General features: G+C 61.9%; 16 protein-coding genes. 10 read left to right on the top strand and 6 right to left on the bottom strand.

Going from position 1 to position 17008, the window contains the following annotated elements:
• Positions 1 to 248 precede the first annotated feature (248 nt).
• Positions 249 to 2102 (top strand): acetyl-CoA hydrolase/transferase C-terminal domain-containing protein, encoded by a 1854-nt coding sequence (locus tag HMPREF9696_RS01410; RefSeq protein WP_002711150.1) that lies wholly within the window; start codon positions 249 to 251, stop codon positions 2100 to 2102.
• Here the strand turns inward: HMPREF9696_RS01410 and HMPREF9696_RS01415 are convergent.
• Positions 2099 to 2878, bottom strand: a complete 780-nt coding sequence (locus tag HMPREF9696_RS01415; protein ID WP_002711151.1) for an enoyl-CoA hydratase — start codon at positions 2876 to 2878, stop codon at positions 2099 to 2101. The genes HMPREF9696_RS01410 and HMPREF9696_RS01415 overlap by 4 nt on opposite strands.
• A gap of 189 nt (positions 2879 to 3067) precedes the next feature.
• Positions 3068 to 3508 carry a hypothetical protein gene (locus HMPREF9696_RS21985; RefSeq protein WP_245259180.1) on the bottom strand — a complete coding sequence of 147 codons (441 nt, stop codon included), beginning with the start codon at positions 3506 to 3508 and terminating at the stop codon, positions 3068 to 3070.
• Between the two features lies 1 nt (position 3509).
• Here HMPREF9696_RS21985 and HMPREF9696_RS21990 point away from each other — a divergent pair, with 1 nt between their 5' ends.
• The 3 genes from HMPREF9696_RS21990 (at position 3510) to HMPREF9696_RS01430 (ending at position 5222) form a co-directional block, all read left to right on the top strand.
• Positions 3510 to 3902, top strand: coding sequence for a hypothetical protein (locus HMPREF9696_RS21990; RefSeq protein WP_245259181.1), 393 nt, complete (start codon positions 3510 to 3512; stop codon positions 3900 to 3902).
• Positions 3903 to 4033: 131 nt separating this feature from the next.
• On the top strand, positions 4034 to 4579 hold the full coding sequence (locus HMPREF9696_RS01425; RefSeq protein ID WP_002711153.1) for a sigma-70 family RNA polymerase sigma factor: 546 nt from the start codon (positions 4034 to 4036) through the stop codon (positions 4577 to 4579).
• Between the two features lies 1 nt (position 4580).
• The gene (locus HMPREF9696_RS01430) at positions 4581 to 5222 is read left to right on the top strand and encodes an NrsF family protein (RefSeq protein ID WP_002711154.1); all 642 of its coding nucleotides are present in this window, start codon (positions 4581 to 4583) and stop codon (positions 5220 to 5222) included.
• An 18-nt stretch (positions 5223 to 5240) separates the two neighbouring features.
• Here the strand turns inward: HMPREF9696_RS01430 and HMPREF9696_RS01435 are convergent, their stop codons facing one another.
• Together HMPREF9696_RS01435 and HMPREF9696_RS01440 are read right to left on the bottom strand one after the other, a co-directional pair.
• Positions 5241 to 6344, bottom strand: a complete 1104-nt coding sequence (locus HMPREF9696_RS01435) for a DUF2336 domain-containing protein (RefSeq protein ID WP_002711155.1) — start codon at positions 6342 to 6344, stop codon at positions 5241 to 5243.
• A gap of 59 nt (positions 6345 to 6403) precedes the next feature.
• Entirely contained in the window at positions 6404 to 7552 is a 1149-nt protein-coding gene (locus HMPREF9696_RS01440; protein WP_430642278.1) for a GGDEF domain-containing protein, read from the bottom strand.
• 318 nt (positions 7553 to 7870) lie between these two features.
• On the opposite strand from HMPREF9696_RS01440, the gene HMPREF9696_RS01445 reads away from it, so the two are divergent.
• The 6 genes from HMPREF9696_RS01445 (at position 7871) to HMPREF9696_RS01470 (ending at position 14257) form a co-directional block, all read left to right on the top strand.
• Positions 7871 to 8440, top strand: a complete 570-nt coding sequence (locus HMPREF9696_RS01445; RefSeq protein WP_040301742.1) for a sigma-70 family RNA polymerase sigma factor — start codon at positions 7871 to 7873, stop codon at positions 8438 to 8440.
• Positions 8437 to 9123, top strand: a complete 687-nt coding sequence (locus tag HMPREF9696_RS01450; protein WP_002711158.1) for a hypothetical protein — start codon at positions 8437 to 8439, stop codon at positions 9121 to 9123. The genes HMPREF9696_RS01445 and HMPREF9696_RS01450 overlap by 4 nt, the downstream gene beginning before the upstream one ends.
• Before the next feature lie 91 nt (positions 9124 to 9214).
• Entirely contained in the window at positions 9215 to 10729 is a 1515-nt protein-coding gene (locus HMPREF9696_RS01455; protein ID WP_002711159.1) for a S8 family serine peptidase, read from the top strand.
• Positions 10730 to 10772: 43 nt separating this feature from the next.
• Entirely contained in the window at positions 10773 to 11390 is a 618-nt protein-coding gene (locus tag HMPREF9696_RS01460) for an OmpA family protein (protein WP_002711160.1), read from the top strand.
• 81 nt (positions 11391 to 11471) lie between these two features.
• Entirely contained in the window at positions 11472 to 13763 is a 2292-nt protein-coding gene (locus HMPREF9696_RS01465; protein WP_040301065.1) for a DUF4384 domain-containing protein, read from the top strand.
• Between the two features lie 164 nt (positions 13764 to 13927).
• A complete protein-coding gene (locus tag HMPREF9696_RS01470; protein WP_002711162.1) occupies positions 13928 to 14257 on the top strand; it encodes a TIGR03809 family protein in 330 nt (109 codons plus the stop codon).
• On the opposite strand, the gene HMPREF9696_RS01475 is transcribed toward HMPREF9696_RS01470, so the two are convergent.
• Complete coding sequence (locus tag HMPREF9696_RS01475; protein ID WP_002711163.1) at positions 14213 to 15580, bottom strand: TIGR03808 family TAT-translocated repetitive protein; 1368 nt, start codon at positions 15578 to 15580, stop codon at positions 14213 to 14215. The two genes, HMPREF9696_RS01470 and HMPREF9696_RS01475, sit on opposite strands and share 45 nt — an antisense overlap.
• A 126-nt stretch (positions 15581 to 15706) precedes the next feature.
• Positions 15707 to 16954, bottom strand: coding sequence for a multidrug effflux MFS transporter (locus HMPREF9696_RS01480; protein WP_002711164.1), 1248 nt, complete (start codon positions 16952 to 16954; stop codon positions 15707 to 15709).
• Between the last annotated feature and the right edge of the window lie 54 nt (positions 16955 to 17008).

Consider the following 17008-nt stretch of genomic DNA (forward strand, 5'->3'; position numbering starts at 1 on the left):
TCCCGAACCGGCATGCTTCATTCGTACACTGTTTAGGGCTCCGCGGAGGCGTGGGCAAATCGTCAGCCACAGAAAAACAGCGAGTGTGACAATGTGCACGGGTTTGTGACCGGGCGGGCGGTATTCCCTTGGCCGATCAAGGGCCTATAGTCGAAGTCAACGGTGCCGGTCAGTTTATCGAAAGCGATCCGCGCCATCTTTTGAGGCAGACTGCCGGTGGGGCCGGCACAGGGAATGAACGAGGTCCGATGCCACGAATTTTCTCGGACCCGGATGCCATTGCCGACGACATTATCCGCGACGTTGGTCCGAAGCTGGTCGTCGGCCTGCCGCTCGGTCTCGGCAAGGCCAATCACATCATCAATGCTCTTTACCGGCGCGCGGCGAGCGACCCATCGATTCACCTGACGATCTTCACCGCCCTGACGCTGGAGAAGCCGGTGCCGAAGGCCGATCTCGAGAGGCGGTTTATCGGTCCGGTGATCGACCGGCTGTTCGGCGATTATCCCGACCTGGACTACGCCAAGGCGCTCCATGCAAAGGCGCTGCCGCCGAATATCGAGGTCGTTGAGTTTTTCTTCCTGGCCGGAAAATGGCTCGGCAATGGTTACGCGCAGCAGCAATACATTTCAGCCAACTACACTCATGCGTCGTCATATCTGCTGACGCGCGGCGTCAATGTGATCGCGCAACTGGTCGCCAAGCGGGTCGTGAATGGCGAGACCCGCTACAGCCTGAGCGGCAACACCGATACGACGCTCGACCTGATGCGCGCGCGGGCGGATGGCCGCATTGCCTTCAAGATCGTGGCGCAGGTGAATTCCGAACTGCCGTTCATGCCGGGGCAGGGCGATCTGCCCGGCGACGAGTTTCACGCGGTGCTCGACAGCCCGGAAACCGATTTCCCGCTGTTCGCCCCGCCGTCGGAGCCGGTCTCCGATACGAAATATGCGATCGGGCTTCATTCGGCAGGGTTGGTGCGCGACGGCGGCACCTTGCAGATCGGCATCGGGCAGGTGGGCGATGCGCTGGCGCAAAGCCTTATCGTCCGTCATCACGATAATGCCGCCTATCGCGAGATCATGTCGCGGCTTGCGCCAGCGCAGGCACCACGAGAAACCGAACCGTTCGCGGACGGCCTTTATGGCGTCAGCGAGATGTTCTTCGAGGCATTCATCGCGCTGATTGATGCCGGTGTGTTGAAGCGCGAGGTCGATGGCGCGCTGCTGCACGCGGCATTCTTCCTCGGGCCGAAGTCGTTCTACCGCGTGTTGCGCGAGATGGCGCCGGAGCAGATCAAACGCATCCAGATGGTGCCGGTGTCGTTCACCAACCAGATTTACGGAAACGAGGAAGCCAAGCGCAAGGCGCGTGTCGATGCGCGCTTTGTCAACAATGCCATGATGGCGACGCTGATGGGCGCGGTCGTCTCGGACGGTCTGGAGAACGGTCAGGTCGTCAGCGGTGTCGGCGGCCAGTACAATTTCGTGGCGCAGGCCTTTGCGCTGGACGGTGCACGCTCGATCCTGACACTGGAATCGACCCGCGGCTCCGGCAAGTCCGTCGCGTCGAATATCCGCTGGTCCTACGGCCACACCACGATTCCACGGCATTTGCGCGACGTGATCGTCACCGAGTACGGCGTTGCCGATTTGCGGGGAAAGTCGGACGCTGAGGTGATCGCGGCGATGCTGAATGTCGCGGATTCGCGCTTTCAGATAGACCTGATGCATCAGGCGAAGGATGCGGGAAAGCTGCCGAAAAACCATGAAATTCCGGCGGCCCATCGCGATAATTTTCCGGAGCGCGTGACGGCCGCTTTAAAGCCGTCGCGCGACGCGGGGCTGCTGCCGGCATTTCCGTTCGGCAGCGACTTCACCGATGTCGAGCAGCGGCTGATTCCGGCGCTTCAGATTCTGAAGGAGGCGACGGCCAGCCCGCTCGCTCTGCTCAAGCTCGCATGGGAGGGCCGCCGCGCCAATCACTCCGCCGAACTGGCGGCCTGTCTCGCGCGGATGCAGCTTGACCGGCCGGCCTCATGGACCGACCGGCTGTACCGCGCATTGCTGATCGCGGCGCTGGCGCGAAGCAAAAAGATTTAGCGGTGCTTGAAGTTCGGCTTCCGCTTCTCGATGAAGGCGGCCATGCCTTCGGAACGGTCTTCCAGCGCGAAGGTCGCGTGGAACAGGTCGCCCTCGACATTCATGCCCTCGGCGAGCGGCGTTTCGAGCGCGCGATTGACCGCACTCTTGGCCATGGCGACGGCCGGCTGCGACATGCTGGCGATCTTGTCCGCGATGGCGAACACCTCTTCCATCAGCTTGTCCGCAGGGAAGATGCGGCTGACAAGGCCGGAGCGCTCGGCTTCCGCCGCGTCCATCATGCGGCCGGTGAGGCAAAGGTCCATCGCCTTGGATTTGCCGACGGCGCGGGTGAGGCGCTGGGTGCCGCCGAGGCCGGGGATGGTGCCGAGCGTGATTTCGGGTTGTCCGAATTTCGCGCTGTCGGATGCAATGATGATGTCGCACATCATTGCGAGTTCGCAGCCGCCGCCCAGCGCGTAACCGCTGACCGCCGCGATGGTCGGCTTCTTGCACCTTGCGACGCGATCACCGCCGATGTCCATGAAGTCCTCGCTGAACATGTCGATGAATTTCTTGGGCTGCATTTCCTTGATGTCGGCGCCGGCGGCGAACGCCTTCTCGTTGCCGGTGACCACGATGCAGCCGACGGCATCGTTGGCTTCGAGTTGGTCGATCGCAGTGGCGATCTCCTTGAAGACACCGAACGAGAGCGCGTTGAGCATCTTGGGTCTGTTGATCTGCACCAGACCGACTGAGCCTCTGGTCTCAACGAGGATGTGTTCAAATGCCGGCATGTTTCGCCCCTTGATGGATATGGAAAATCAGCGCGTCCGCGCCGTTGGGCGGCAATTTGCCTTTCGCGGCGTTGCTCTGCAAGGCCGGTTCGGCCGCGGCGTGTCCGAACCATATCTGATCTGCGCATGAAAAAGGCCGGTATGCGGGGCGCAAACCGGCCTTTGCATCTGATGCAGATGGAGTTTGCGTCAGGCGATCAGCAGACGAGCCGCCGAAGCCAGCGTCAGCAGGCTGCCGAACGCGATGAAAATCTTTCCGATCAGCGAGGTCTTGCTCCAGGGATCGCCGTCATCGGCGGCTTTCACCACCGGACGGTCGCCCGAAGGCATCGGCCTCAAAATTTTACCCGGCGCAATTGGCGGCGTCGGTGGTGCGGCTTCCTGCGCGACAACCGGGTTGTTGTCCGGCACTGCGTCGCCGCTGTTGGGCTGATCCGCGGACGCGAGCTTGGCGCCATCGACGACATCGGTGCTGTCGAGAGCGGAGTAGTTGCGCGCCTCGTCGTCAGCAAGCGCCTGGGCGCGGGCATTGGCGACCGACACAGGCAGTTCAGCCTTGCCCGGCTTGGCGTCGGCTTGCGGGTCCTTGCGGATTGGTTTGTCTTCCCATGTCTCCGGGGCTTCGATCACCTTGGACGCGACTTTCGCTCCGCGCTTCCCGGCGTATCGGGAAGCCTTGGATGTCCCCGAGGCGGATCTTGCAGACGCCGCTTTTGCAGGCCTCGATTTCTTCGCTGCGGCACGCTGCTTCTTGAATTTCGAGAGGACCACGGGCCGGTTGGCTTCGGTCTTCGCGGCCTTTGTTGTCTTGGTCGCGGACTTGGCTGTCGACTTGGCGGCCATTGCGGGGTCGCCCGAAAAGCTCATCCAGATTCCGGCCGCAGCGACCAGCGCGGCCAATCCTGCATTCCTTATCCGCATGGCAATTTCCCCTTTTGCCAGAGCCACCAGCAATGACGAAAAGACCGGTGCCGAATGGCCACAGGACGGCAGAAAAAGGGAATCTTGTGATCTTTTGCCCTAAAAAAGACCCGGAAAGGCAGCCGGCGGTATCCAGCCGGAGTTGGCTTGAGGCTTCTGTTCACGATTGCGTGATTGCAATTCTGGCCCGTAACACCTTAGGAACAGGAGCGAATTGCCTTGATAGGAGCGCGCGTGCGCGGACGTGAGGACGAATGGACCGATCTGATGCGATCGGCCAATGCCGGCGACAATGCCGCATACCATCGCCTTCTCAAGGGCGTGACGCCGGTCCTGAGAGCCGGTGCGCGCCGAGGTCTGGCGCGGGCCGGTCAACCGGTCGATCAATCCGAGGACATCGTGCAGGATATTCTGTTGGCGGTGCATCTGAAGCGGCATACCTGGGACCCGAACGCACCGTTCGCGCCCTGGCTGTTTGCAATTGCCCGCAACAAGCTGATCGACGCGCTGCGCCGGCGCGGGCGGCGGGTGTTCGTCAACATTGACGATTTCTCGGAAATGCTGGCCGATGCGCCGGCCGAGGATACCGTGCCGGCCAGCGAAGTGGCGGCTCATCTGAACGGGCTGCCACAGCGGCAGCGGGACGTGCTGCAATCCATTGCCGTGGACAGTTCTTCTATCAAGGAAACGGCGGCAAAACTTTCAATGACCGAAGGCGCGGTGCGCGTGGCGCTGCATCGGGGCCTGACGGGCCTCGCGAACAAACTGCGGAACGACTGACATGGACACCAACGATCTGATCCGCACGCTTGCCGCCGACAGCGGCACACATGAACGCTCCGTCGGGCATTTGCTGCTTGCTGCGCTGGTCCTCGCGGTGCCGGTATCGACCTTGCTGTTTCTGGCGGGGCTCGGGGTGCGGCCGGACGTCATGACGGCCATGCACAACCCGCTTTTCGATCTGAAATTCCTTGTCACCCTGGCGCTGGCCGCCGTCGCCGTTGTCGTCAGCCTTCATCTGTCCCGGCCCGAAGCCTCGCTTGGACGATGGGCATGGCTGCTGGCGGTTCCGTTCGGGCTGCTTGGAATCGGCATGGTCGGTGAAATGACCATGATGCCGAATCGCGCGCCGATGTCCGTGCGGATGATCGGCTCCAATTCGAGGCTGTGTCTGGTCGCCATTCCGCTGCTGTCGCTGCCGCTGCTTGCTGCCGCATTGATTGCCCTGCGCCGGGGCGCGCCGTCGCGGCCTGCTGTCGCCGGAGCCTTCGCCGGGCTGCTTTCGGCCGGGCTCGCGGCGACGCTTTATGCCGCGCACTGTACCGACGATTCCCCGATGTTTGTCGCGACCTGGTATTCGCTCGCCGCAGCGATCATGGCCACGATCGGAGCCGCTGTCGGATCGCGCGTTCTCAAATTCTAGACACGCGGCCCGGTCGCGTCAGGCTGACTCGATCTGGGCGGCGTCCTGCCGCATCCGGTAGAAGCGAAGGACCTGCTGCGCCGTGGACGGGCGGAGCATGTCGTAGCTCGACTTGTGCTCTTCGATGTTTTCGGTGTCCGGCGCGCCGCCTCTCAATTCAAGGATCAGCTTGAGCGAGGGCCACGACAGTCCTGCAACCTTGGCGAGGACCATCAATCCTTCGGATTTGGCTTCGATCATCATGCTCTCGACCGTTGCGACCGGCACATTCGTACAGATTGCAAGGGCGGCACTCGTTTCCCCGAACCGCTTGGCTGCGGCGAATTCGGCGATCTGCTTTTCGTCGAGGCGGCCGTCGTCGAAGAGAGACTTCACGAGATTCTGGGCGTTCGCGGATACTTCACCGCTTGCCCTCTCTTCGACGGTGAGCGCTGCCTGTTCGACGGCTGCTGAAACATCGTCCGCGTGTTCCGGATTGGCGGCCTGAAGGCGCTCCCGGACCGAGTCGGAGGCCCGTGCAATCAGCTTCAGATAATGCGGCTTTGGAATCCCCCGCCGCATGCCGAGGCATGTCGCAAGGTTGTCGTTGCCTTCGGCGCGCGAGACCAGCCGGGTGAATCCATCATCCGAGAATTCCGCGCCGGGATTGTTCACGGCGCTTTCGACGACCTCATTGTTGCCGCGCTCGACAAGCACGTCGGTGACGGCGTTGCTCAACACCTTGCGCTTTGAAATCGCGAGCAGATGCCCCTGGCTCTTGCAGCGGGCATTTTCAATCAGCATCTCGTCGTTCAGCCGTTCCGATTGCGACAGTACCGGCGCCGCCACCTCGATCTCGTCGTCGAACGCCAGGGTGTAGATCAGGCGCGGCGGGGCTTTCGGCACGGGCGCAAGACGGTTCGCCAGCAGCGACTTTGCCGAGACTTCGATTTCCTCGATCAGGCAATGAAAAACGTCGTCAAAAACGTTGATCTGTTCGTTGGTGTAGTCGGCCACACCATACATGAAAAGATCCGTCACCCGCCGCAGGGTCTCAACGCGGCGTGCAACCGTGCCGTGAGCAAGGGCATCCTGCAGTTCGGCAAGAAGGTTGGCGGGCCGTGCGGTCGATCTCGAATTCATGACTTCTGTCCTGGAAAACACACGATGCCGGCCACGTTCTTGGCCGGCGAAAATTATCATCAGGCGGTGACGACCCGGTTCCGTCCCATGTCCTTGGCCTGATAGAGGAGCTTGTCGGCGCGTGCGAGAATGCTGTCCGCGGAGTCGTCCGGGCGCAGCATGGCGAGCCCGGCCGACATCGTAACGGTCATGTCCTGTGAAATCGCGCTCCAGTCGAGCCCTGCCACGATGGTGCGCAGCCGGTCGATGGCGCGCAGCGCAGCGCCGTCCGATGTCTCGGGCAGGATCAGCAGGAATTCCTCTCCGCCGTAGCGGCCGAACTTGTCGATGCTGCGGATGTTGGCGAACACCGTGATGGCAAACGCCCGCAAGGCTTCATCGCCTGCCGGGTGGCCGAAACGGTCGTTGATCAGCTTGAACCAGTCGAGGTCGATCAGGGCGATGGCACAGGGGACGTTGCTGCGCCGGGCGCGTGCGATTTCCTGATCCAGGGTTTGCATGATGCTGCGGCGATTCATCGCCCCCGTGAGTTCGTCGAGTTCCGCGAGCTCCTCGATGCGCTGATAGGCTTTTTTCAGCTCGATTCCGCGCTTGTAGAGCGATTCATGAAGCGAACTGCTGAACAGCCCGACGATCATCCCGCGCCCGAGCACCAGAATGAAAACCAGCAAGGTCGCGAAACGCTCGAGCGGCGTGCCGGTGGGCATGCTGATCGGCTTGTCGGTCAAAAGGAACAGAATGGTCAGGCCGGCAGCCGCAGTCGTCCATCCGATGATGGTCTGGCGCGGTGAGGAGCGCAGGGCGCCGAATGTGTAGACAAGGAAAATCGAGCAGAGGAACAGGCCGCCCACTTCCGGTGCGAAGTAGATGAAGGCCAGCATGATCGCCAGGCTGACGCTGGTTTGCTGCAGGATGAAGTAATGATCCCGAAACCGGTCGTTGATCCGGGCCTCGGAGATGGCGATGAAGATGGCGACGGACAGCAGCCCGCAGGCGGCGTAGGCGGGTGCGACGGCGAAGCTGGTGCTGCCTGCATAGGCGTAGATCAGCAGGATCGCGGCGTCGATCATGTAGCTGACGCCGGTCATGTCGAGCAGTTGTCGCCGCTGCCGTGCGCGGCGAGCCAGAATTTCCGGTGGCAATTCGCCCTCAACGGCCGAATGCTTCCAGTTAAAGCGGCCTGACAGGGATACAGGGGCCGATGACATGACGCCGCGCATGAACTCGCCGATGAGGGAATGCAATGCGGGACTGTAGGGGGCAAAGCCTTTAGGTTTGGTATCATTGCGAGGCGGTGGCGCCAGATCGCGCCGGACTCGCCCGGATTGTCCTCCAATCGGCCGCCATGGTTGGGATTTGGTAAATTGATACCATATTCGTCATGGAAGCCGGGCGACTTGCCCTTGTTCATGATTCAGGGGCATTTTGCGCTCCTCACTCCGGACAATTCGGGAAATCGCGAAGATTTTTACCGATTTGATCGAACCCCTTTCCTGTCGCGTGCGACCAACCTTGCGAGACGGCCATTGAGTGCAACCCACGCGACATCAGATGAAGTTCTGATCGGTCGCATCGCCCAAGGTGACCGCCTCGCCATGCAGGTGCTTTACGGAAGGCACCATGTACGGGTGTTTCGCTTCTCGCTGCGCCTCGTGAAGAACGAGGCCATCGCGGAAGACCTTATCAGCGAGGTTTTCCTCGATGTGTGGCGGCAGGCCGGCAAGTTTGAAGGCCGGTCCACAGTCTCTACGTGGCTTTTGGCGATCACGAGGTTCAAGGCCCTGTCCGCCCTCCGCAAGAGGAAGGACGCGGAACTGGATGACGAAGCGGCTGCGGCGATCGAGGATACGTCCGACAATCCCGAAGTTGCCGTCGCCAAGATGGATACAAGCAACGCTTTGCGGAATTGCCTGACCGCACTTTCGCCAGAGCATCGGGAGATTGTCGATCTCGTCTACTACCACGAGAAGTCCGTGGAGGAGGTGGCCGAAATCGTGGGTATCCCGGAGAACACGGTGAAGACGCGCCTGTTTTATGCGCGAAAGAAACTGGCCGAACTGCTCAAGGCAGCCGGCATTGAACGAGGTTGGCCATGACCCCCGCGAGCAACACTGCCATGAGTGAGCAACCCGACCGCGAGCCGACGGAAATCGAGGCTCTGCTGCCGTTCCATGCCGCGGGCACGCTGAACCTGCGCGACGCCCGGCGTGTCGACGAGGCGCTGGCGAGCAATCCCGATCTGGCGCGGCAATATGCCGTGATCCAGGACGAATATGCTGAAACTATCCTGTTGAACGAAAGCCTCGGCGCTCCCTCGGCGCGCGCGATGCAGAAGCTGTTCGCCGCCATTGATGCGGAGCCCGCGCGGACAAGCACCTCCTTTAATCCGCTGATGCGGATCGCCGGGTTCTTCTCCAGCCTGTCGCCGCGCACGCTGGCTTATGCGGGCGTGGCCGGCGCAGTGCTGGTTCTGTTGCAGGCCGGCGTGATCGGCACCGTCCTGGTGAAGGATCGTGCCCCGGGTAACTTCCAGACGGCGGCGTTTCCGGCGCAGTCGACGGCGGGAACCTTCGGCCTGATCCGCTTTGCGCCCGACGCCAAGGCTGACGACATCACCCAGTTGCTGCACACGTACAACGCCTCCATCGTTTCGGGGCCGAAGTCCGGTGTGTTCCGCGTCCGGTTCGGCGACAAGGCCTTGTCGAAAGAGGAGGCGGCACAACTCATGACGCGGCTGCAAGGCGAGAAGATCGTCAGCCTTGTGGTGAGCACGGACTGATCGCCGTTTCGCATCGGCGGCAGGCGATGCGATCGGCTTTTGGATGACACGACTGGGCGCGTTGGCGCTGCTCCGGATTTACGAGGACGTGATGATCGAGACAGCCCCTGGAAAACGATCCTTCATCCGGACGCGGAGTGCCGGACGCCGGCTGCAACTGGTTGTTGTCGCCGCGGCAGCGGTGATGCTGGCTGCTCCTGAGGCATTCGCGCAATACAGCAGCATGAACATGCGCACCGGCCCGAGCATCAATGTCGGGCCGCGCATCAATATCAATCCGACGATACGGCCCCATATCGGATATGACGGCTATGATCGCGTCCGACCGCGGCCCCGGCCATACATCGTACGCCAGTATGATGACGGCCCGCCGGCAGAATATTACGACGAGCCGCCGCCGAAATTCCGCAAGAAGCAGCCAAGCAAAAACGCCGGAAAGAAGTCCGGCCCGGTTGCCGCCGAGAATACGTATGTCGCGAAGGAAGTGCTGATCGAGGTCGCGGGCAATCCAACCGACGCTCAGGCTGACGAGCTTGCGCGGCGGCACCGTTTGACCCGTGTCCAGTCCCAGAATTTTGCCCTGACCAACAGCACATTCTTCCGCTGGCGGATCAATGACAAACGCTCCGTTGACGCGGTGGTGCGTGAGCTTGTTGCGAGCGGCAACGTCAAGGCCGCGCAGCGCAACAACATCTTCAAACTTCAGCAGGGCGCTTCGTCCGCGGCTGCAAAATCCGAAGGCGATCCGCTGCAATATGCGCTCGGCAAGATGCGGCTTCCGGAGGCGCATGCGCTGTCGGTCGGCGCGGATGTGACGGTCGCCGTGATCGATTCCGGAATCGATGTCACCCATCCCGAACTGGCGGGCGTGATCACCGGCACCTTCGACGCTTTGAACAATGGCGAAGGGCCGCATCCTCATGGCACCAGCATCGCCGGCGTGATCGCGGCCCATGCCCGGCTGATGGGGACAGCGCCGTCGTCTCACCTGCTGGCTATCCGCGCATTCGGCGCGCAAAAGGGCGGCGCGGAAAGCACCTCGTTCCTGATCCTGAAAAGCCTCGACTACGCGCTCGCAAAGAACGCGCAGATCATCAATATGAGTTTTGCGGGACCGCACGACCCGGCGATCGAGCGCGGACTCGCCGTTGCCGCCGCCAAGGGCGTCGTCCTGGTCGCGGCTGCGGGGAATGCCGGTGCGAAATCACCGCCGCTTTATCCCGCCGCGGACACCAATGTCATCGCCGTATCGGCCACCGATCAGTCGGATCAATTGTTCGCCCAGTCGAACCGCGGCAAGTATGTCGCGATCTCCGCGCCGGGCGTGGACATTCTGTCGCCCGCGCCGGATGGCAAATATCAGATGTCGTCGGGGACTTCGCTGTCGGCCGCCTATGTCAGCGGCGTGATTGCCCTCATGATCGCACGTAATCCGCAGATGTCGTCATCCGACATTCGCGCGACACTGACATCAACCGCGCGCGATCTGGGACCGAAGGGCCGTGACGACCAATTCGGAGCCGGGCAGGCAGATGCCTTCGGCGCGGTTTCAGCCGTCGTGCCCGCACCGGTGGCGGCGGCTTCCGATGATTCATCCAAGCGATAACAAGAGCAGGCGCCTGTCGGCGATTGCTGAACGGAAATTTTCAATGAAACGCATATGGGCCACGGCGGCCGTATGGGTGCTGTCCTCCGGTTTGCTCCATGCGCAGTCTCTTGAGGACAAGATCGGATCAGCGCTTCAGGCCAGTCAGCCGCTGACGCGCAGCCTGTCCGTGACGTCCGATCCCAAGGTGGATGCAGAAAAGCAGGTCATCAAGCGCCTGCAGGTGCGATCCATCAGTGTCGAACTCGCTTCGCCGCCTGACGCCGAAGAACGTGCGCGGATCGTCGAGATCACGCGCGACAAGCCTGCCATCGACCTGGAAATCCTGTTTGAATATAATTCGGCGGAGATCAGCCCGAAGGCCGTTCCTGCTCTTGTCGCGCTTGGCAACGCGCTGTCGCGGCAGGACCTGAAGGGCTCGGTCTTCCTCATCAACGGACATACCGATGCAGCGGGAAGCGCGGACTACAACCAAGCGCTCTCGCAGCGCCGCGCCAATGCGGTGCGCCGCATGTTGATCGAACACTACAAACTTGCACCGGACACACTGATCGCGGTGGGCTTCGGCAAGGAGCAGTTGAAGACCCCGGCCAGACCACTGGGCGAGGAAAATCGCCGCGTGCAGATCGTGAACACCACCGTGCGGGCAACGGGACAATGACCCTCTGAACCCGTCCGGCATTCAAAGCGACCAATTTCCGGCGTCGATCGCCACATAGATCGTTTCAAGGGGACATGTTCAATGAGCGGATTTCCGGCAATGGCCTTGCGGGCATTCGGCATCGCGATAGCAACTGGTCTTGTCGTTGGCGCTGCCGGACTTTCCCTTGCTCAGGAAGCCAAGGCGCCGGTTTCCGCTTCGGCGGACGCAATCGCGCCGCCCACAGATCCGGTCGCCAGGGCTGCGTTCGATGTGCTCGACGCACACTGCGCGCGCTGCCATCAGACCGGCAAGCTGGTGGACCGCGAACGCCCGGCGAAAAATTTCGGAAACATCCTCAAGCTGGACGAGATCGCCGCCAATCCGCATTACATCCTGCCGGGCAATCCGCTGGGGTCGAAACTGTTCCGGCAGATCGTCGACAAGGAGATGCCTTACGACATCTACTACGAAGGCTCGTCGCACAAGCCGCCATCCGAAGCCGATCTCAAGGCGCTTGAGGCCTGGGTCAGCGCGCTGGGAACCAAGGCTGTCGCCAGTTGCGAAACCCACAAGTTCATCACGCCCGACGACATGGTGTCGTTCATGGTCGCCGATCTCGAGAAGCAGCGGCCGCAACGCAGGGGGACGACGCGCTATCTGACTCTGACCCATCTCACCAATATCTGCGCCGATCCGGCTGCGATGAAGGTCTATCAGCAGGGCGCGGTGAAGTTTCTCAATTCACTCAGCCGCTCCTCCGATGTGGTGAAGCTCGAAACCGTTGATCCGGAGGGTAGCATCCTGCGCTTCAACCTTCTCGATCTCGGCTGGAAGCCGGCGGACTGGGACAATGTGATCGCGGTCTATCCCTACAACGCGGTGCCGGACACAGAATTCAGCCGTGCGCTCGCCTCGGGCGCCGCGACCGCAATTCCCTATGTGCGCGCTGACTGGTTCGTGTTCACCGCGTCGCAACCGCCGCTCTATGACGTGTTGCTGCAACTGCCGAACACGTTCCAGCAGCTTGCGCGGGAACAGGGCGTCGATGTCGAAGCGAACATCCGCAACTTTGTCGCGCAGCGCGCCGCGTTCCAGCGCTCCGGCGTCAGCCAGAACAACCGGTTGATCGAGCGCCATCCCTCGCGCAACGGGTTTTTCTGGACGTCCTATGACTTCTCAGGCAACCGCGACCGTCAGAGCCTGTTCAGCTTCCCGCTGGGGCCGACCGGTCCGAATGCGTTTCATCATGATGGCGGCGAAACAATTTACAGCCTGCCGAACGGCTTTCAGGCCTACTATCTGAACACCGCGAAAGGTGACCGGCTCGACAAGGGGCCGACCGCCATCGTGCGCGATCCGTCGCGGAAGGATTTCTCCGTGACCAACGGCATCTCGTGCATGGGCTGCCATGACCAGGGCATGCGCAAGGCCAAGGACGATGTGCGCGAACTGGTGCTGCAGGGGCGGACATTCCCGAAGGATGTGCGCGATGCGGTGGAAGGTCTCTATCCGCCGCATGACAAGATGGACGCGCTGATCGAGGACGATGCCAAGCGATTTGCCGATGCGATGAAGCGCGCCGGTCTCGATCCGGCGCTGAAGCTCAACGGTATCGAGATGATCAACGCGCTGGCCAAGCGCTATGAGGACGATCTCGATCTGACCCTCGCGGCTGCCGAACTCGGACTGAAGAAGTCCGAATTCAACGAAGGCGTGGCGGATGTCGAGCAGAAGTTCAAACCGCTGGTTCGCCGTCTGGCGCAGGGCGCGGTGCCGCGCGACCAGTTCGAGGTGTCGTTCCGCGGTGTGGCGCCGGATCTGACCGACCTGAAGCTCGTCAGCATCCGCAATGCGCGCCCGGTTCAACCCGTGCCGCAACAGGTCCGCAACAGTGACGATCTGTCTTTGACTTCGGATCGCGACAGTTACCGGCTTGGCGATACGCCGGTCTTCACCATCGTCTCGCCGCGCGACTGCTTCCTGACCCTGACCGACATCGACGAGCGTGGGGAAGGGACCGTGCTGCTGCCGAATGCCTTTCAGCGCGACAACTTCATTCGGGCCGGCGTGCCGGTCCAGTTCCCTGGCACAGGCGCGCCATTTCAGTTTCGGATGAAGGACAAGGGTACGGAGACCGTGACTGCTGTCTGCGCCACGCAAGCGAGTGGCGGAGATCGCATTCAGCACGACTTCAACAAGAACCAGTTCACGCCGGTCCCGAACTACACGCAGACGCTCGCACGCTCGATCGCGGTGGAGCCTGTCAGGCCGGGCACACCTGCGGTTGCGGGCACAACCAACACGGGCGCGGCCGCGGTCTCCAGCCGCGAGCCGCCGCCAGCGGGATCGCGAACGTCGCTTCGCGCCGCGATCAGGCTTCAGGTGCGTTAACGGATGCGCAGTCGTGGCTGGCGGTTTATCCGTCAGTCACGAAAGTTGCATGTATCTGTGGGAGAGGTTGGGATATCTCTCGTTTTCGTCAGAGAGAGTTGAGCGATTCGTTTGCGTCTGCGTGATTTTCCAACGTGCTTTTCAGCATTCTTTCTGGACTTCAAATGGCCAATTCCGGCAATGCCGAACAGGGGCGAAGTGTCGTGGTGCGCTGGCGCATGCTGGCGGAGCGGCGGCTCAATTACCTCGTCACCCTGTACGAGACCGGGCGCTGGAAGGTCTATTACGGCGAGCCGGAATTTTTGAAAATCGTTCAGGAGGCGCGCGCAGCGCTGAAGACCTGGGAGCAACTAGCTCCGCCAGACCCCGTTCAGGACAAGCCGGTCGAGGTCGCGATTGCGCAGGCCGAGAATGCTGCCATGCTGCCATCGCCGTTCACGCAGTTGCCGTCAGCGGATGGCGTTGAGGCCAAGGACGATCTGCGGAAAGCGTGAAATGCTTTCCTTGCCAAGGTCGCCTGTAGCCGGCTTGGCGTGATCCAGTCCGACAATCGCGGAGCCGCGCGATCCCGAAATCAGGTTGTTGCTTACCAGCGCGGTCCCGGCGCCCGGCACCACCGACACGCCGATCCCGACGAAAGCGTTGCGCACCACATTGCCGGTGATGGTCACATCGCGCAGGTATTTTCCCCAGCCGGCCATGATGCCGAACGACGGCGCGTTCTCGATGACATTACCGGTGACGGCGGCGTCCGCTTCCACGACGATTCCGATTCCGGCGTCGTCATCCGGCGCGGTGCCGATCGGACGTTTCGGCAGGATGTTGCGGATCACGTTGCCGTGGACCGTCACCATGCGGCCGCCTTCGTTAAAATTCGCGACCGACACACCGACCGCACAGATGTCGACGGTGTTGTTCGCAATGACCGCGCCTTCAAAGGCGAATTCCGAATAGAGCGCGACTTCGCGCACGTTGCTGACGCTGTTGCCGGTAATCTGGATATTCGACGCCGAATTGCCGCGCACCGCGGAATAGTCGCAGTTGCGGATGCGGTTGCCGCTGACAATGACATTTCCGGCGCGGAAAGCGTTGATGGCATTGCCGTGCTGGCCAGAGCCGCCGGGACCGGCCTTGATGTCGTCGATGCGGTTGTTCACAACGATAGTGCCGTCATCGCCGATGGTATGGCGCAGGATTTCAATGCCGTTGTCGGACGCATCCTGAATGGTGTTCTGCGCGACCAACAGCCCCAGAGCATCGAAGGATGTGAACGCGGTGTTGGCAGTCTTGCGGATGGTGTTGCCGCTGACTTCGCCCGCGATGCTCTCGAACCAGATGCCGTAGCCGCCGCTGCCGGCGATATCGCAATCCTGAATACGGACATCGAGGCCGTTCTGAAAGTGCACCAGTCCGCGCCGCTCGGCGAGTTTGATCCCTGCGCCGTCGAGGGTGAGACCGGTGAGGGCGATGCCACTGGCACCTTCGCTTCCGATCAGTGAGGCGCCGCCGGTGAACTGGAAAATTGTCGCGCCGCGCACGCCGACGAGCTGCGCGCCGTTCGGTAACGTCAGTGCGCCGGTGCGATAGAGTCCCGGCGGCAGGGCCAGCGGTATCTGCGCATTGGCGGCTTCGTTGATGGCCCGCTGCAGGGCGCGCGTCTGATCGTCGGGGCTGTTCGGGCGCACGCCATAGTGTGTCGCATCGCGCCCGAGCGCCGATGTCAGCGGAGCCGCGCGCGCCGGAACCGGTGCAGCAGTCATGGCGCCTGCGGCAGCGCCGGCGGTGGCATTGATGAGATTGCGGCGGCTGATGTCCATGCGACGGCCTGATTGGTCTCGATGCCTGTAAGACCTAATCCAGGAATGCTTGGAACAATGCTCGTGCGCAGCAATTTGCGCACGATTGTCGATGATAGGGTTAATGGAATGGAGCCAAAAGGGCGCTCAGACCGGGGTGTTGTGCGGCGTGAACAGGCGGCCTTTTTCCACAAAGAGCACGACCGCCAATGCGACCAGCGAACTGAGCAGTGCACCGGTTGCGAGCGGGATCAGGGTGCCGTTGTAAGACTGGCCGATGGCCGAGCCCACCGCGATGCCGATCAGTGTGGTCACCGATCCGAACAGCGAGGAAGCGGTTCCCGCGATATGGCCCTGCGGCTCCATCGCCAGCGCGGAGAAGTTGGAGAACATCAAGCCGAAGGTGAACAGGCTGGCGGTGGCGAGAATCATCATCAGCCAAAGCGGAAGCGCACCCGCAAGGGCCGCGGCCAGCATCGCAATGGCGACGACAAGCTGACCGACAAGAGCGCTGTGCGAAATCATCCGCATGCCATAGCGGCCGACGATACGCGAATTCACAAAGCCCGCCACCGCGATGCCGATGGCGATGGCGGCGAAGGCCAGCGGGAAATAGTGGCCGAGGCCGTAGATTTCCGTGAAGATCTGCTGCGATGACAGAACGTAGCCGAACAGGATTCCCTGTACGCTGCCCGCGGCGAGTGCGTAGCCGAATGTCTGACGGTTCCGGATTGTCTGCAGAAAGTTCTTCGCCACTTCGCCGGCAGCGAGCGATTTGCGCTCGGTCAGCGGCAGCGTTTCCGGCAAGCGCATGACGATCCAGCCCAAGGTGAGAACGCCATACACCAGCAGGACGATGAAGATGCCGTGCCACTCCGCAGCCAGCATGATTGCCTGACCGAACGATGGCGCAATCACCGGAACGGAGATGAAGATCATCATGGCCAGCGACATCACGCTCGCCATGCGGCGCCCGCTGTAGCAGTCGCGCACGATGGAGGTAGCGATCACGCGGGCGGCGGCGGTGCTGAGGCCCTGCAGGCCGCGCGCGAGCAGCAGCGTTTCAAATGAGGGCGCAATAATCGCGAGCAGGCTGGCGATGCCATAGATGATGAGGCCGCCGATCAGGATCGGTCGCCGTCCGAAGCGATCCGCCAGCGGTCCGATGACGAACTGGCCTGCGCCAAAGCCGGTGAGGAACACCGAGAGCACCGCCTGCGCGTAGTTGATGTTGCTGAGGTTGAATGCCTTGGCCACGTCCGGCAGGCCGGGCAGCATCAGGTCCATGGCCAATGGATTCAGCGCCATGATCGCCGCGACAATGGCGACGAATTCGCGGAAGCCCATCGGGCGATGGGTCGAAGAAACCCAGGCGTTGGCGCTGGTATCGGTCATGAACGGTGTCTCGCGGTGCTGAGACCACTGTTTACGCGCTCATATTGCGTCGCA

The organism is Afipia clevelandensis ATCC 49720 (genome assembly GCF_000336555.1).
GTDB lineage: Bacteria > Pseudomonadota > Alphaproteobacteria > Rhizobiales > Xanthobacteraceae > Afipia > Afipia clevelandensis.

Coding starts and splice junctions, on each gene's coding strand:
- HMPREF9696_RS01410 (WP_002711150.1), top strand. CDS start 249: ATGCCACGAATTTTCTCGGACCCGGATGCCATTGCCGACGACATTATC.
- HMPREF9696_RS01415 (WP_002711151.1), bottom strand. CDS start 2,878: ATGCCGGCATTTGAACACATCCTCGTTGAGACCAGAGGCTCAGTCGGT.
- HMPREF9696_RS01430 (WP_002711154.1), top strand. CDS start 4,581: ATGGACACCAACGATCTGATCCGCACGCTTGCCGCCGACAGCGGCACA.
- HMPREF9696_RS01435 (WP_002711155.1), bottom strand. CDS start 6,344: ATGAATTCGAGATCGACCGCACGGCCCGCCAACCTTCTTGCCGAACTG.
- HMPREF9696_RS01440 (WP_430642278.1), bottom strand. CDS start 7,552: ATGTCATCGGCCCCTGTATCCCTGTCAGGCCGCTTTAACTGGAAGCAT.
- HMPREF9696_RS01450 (WP_002711158.1), top strand. CDS start 8,437: ATGACCCCCGCGAGCAACACTGCCATGAGTGAGCAACCCGACCGCGAG.
- HMPREF9696_RS01455 (WP_002711159.1), top strand. CDS start 9,215: ATGATCGAGACAGCCCCTGGAAAACGATCCTTCATCCGGACGCGGAGT.
- HMPREF9696_RS01460 (WP_002711160.1), top strand. CDS start 10,773: ATGAAACGCATATGGGCCACGGCGGCCGTATGGGTGCTGTCCTCCGGT.
- HMPREF9696_RS01465 (WP_040301065.1), top strand. CDS start 11,472: ATGAGCGGATTTCCGGCAATGGCCTTGCGGGCATTCGGCATCGCGATA.
- HMPREF9696_RS01470 (WP_002711162.1), top strand. CDS start 13,928: ATGGCCAATTCCGGCAATGCCGAACAGGGGCGAAGTGTCGTGGTGCGC.
- HMPREF9696_RS01475 (WP_002711163.1), bottom strand. CDS start 15,580: ATGGACATCAGCCGCCGCAATCTCATCAATGCCACCGCCGGCGCTGCC.
- HMPREF9696_RS01480 (WP_002711164.1), bottom strand. CDS start 16,954: ATGACCGATACCAGCGCCAACGCCTGGGTTTCTTCGACCCATCGCCCG.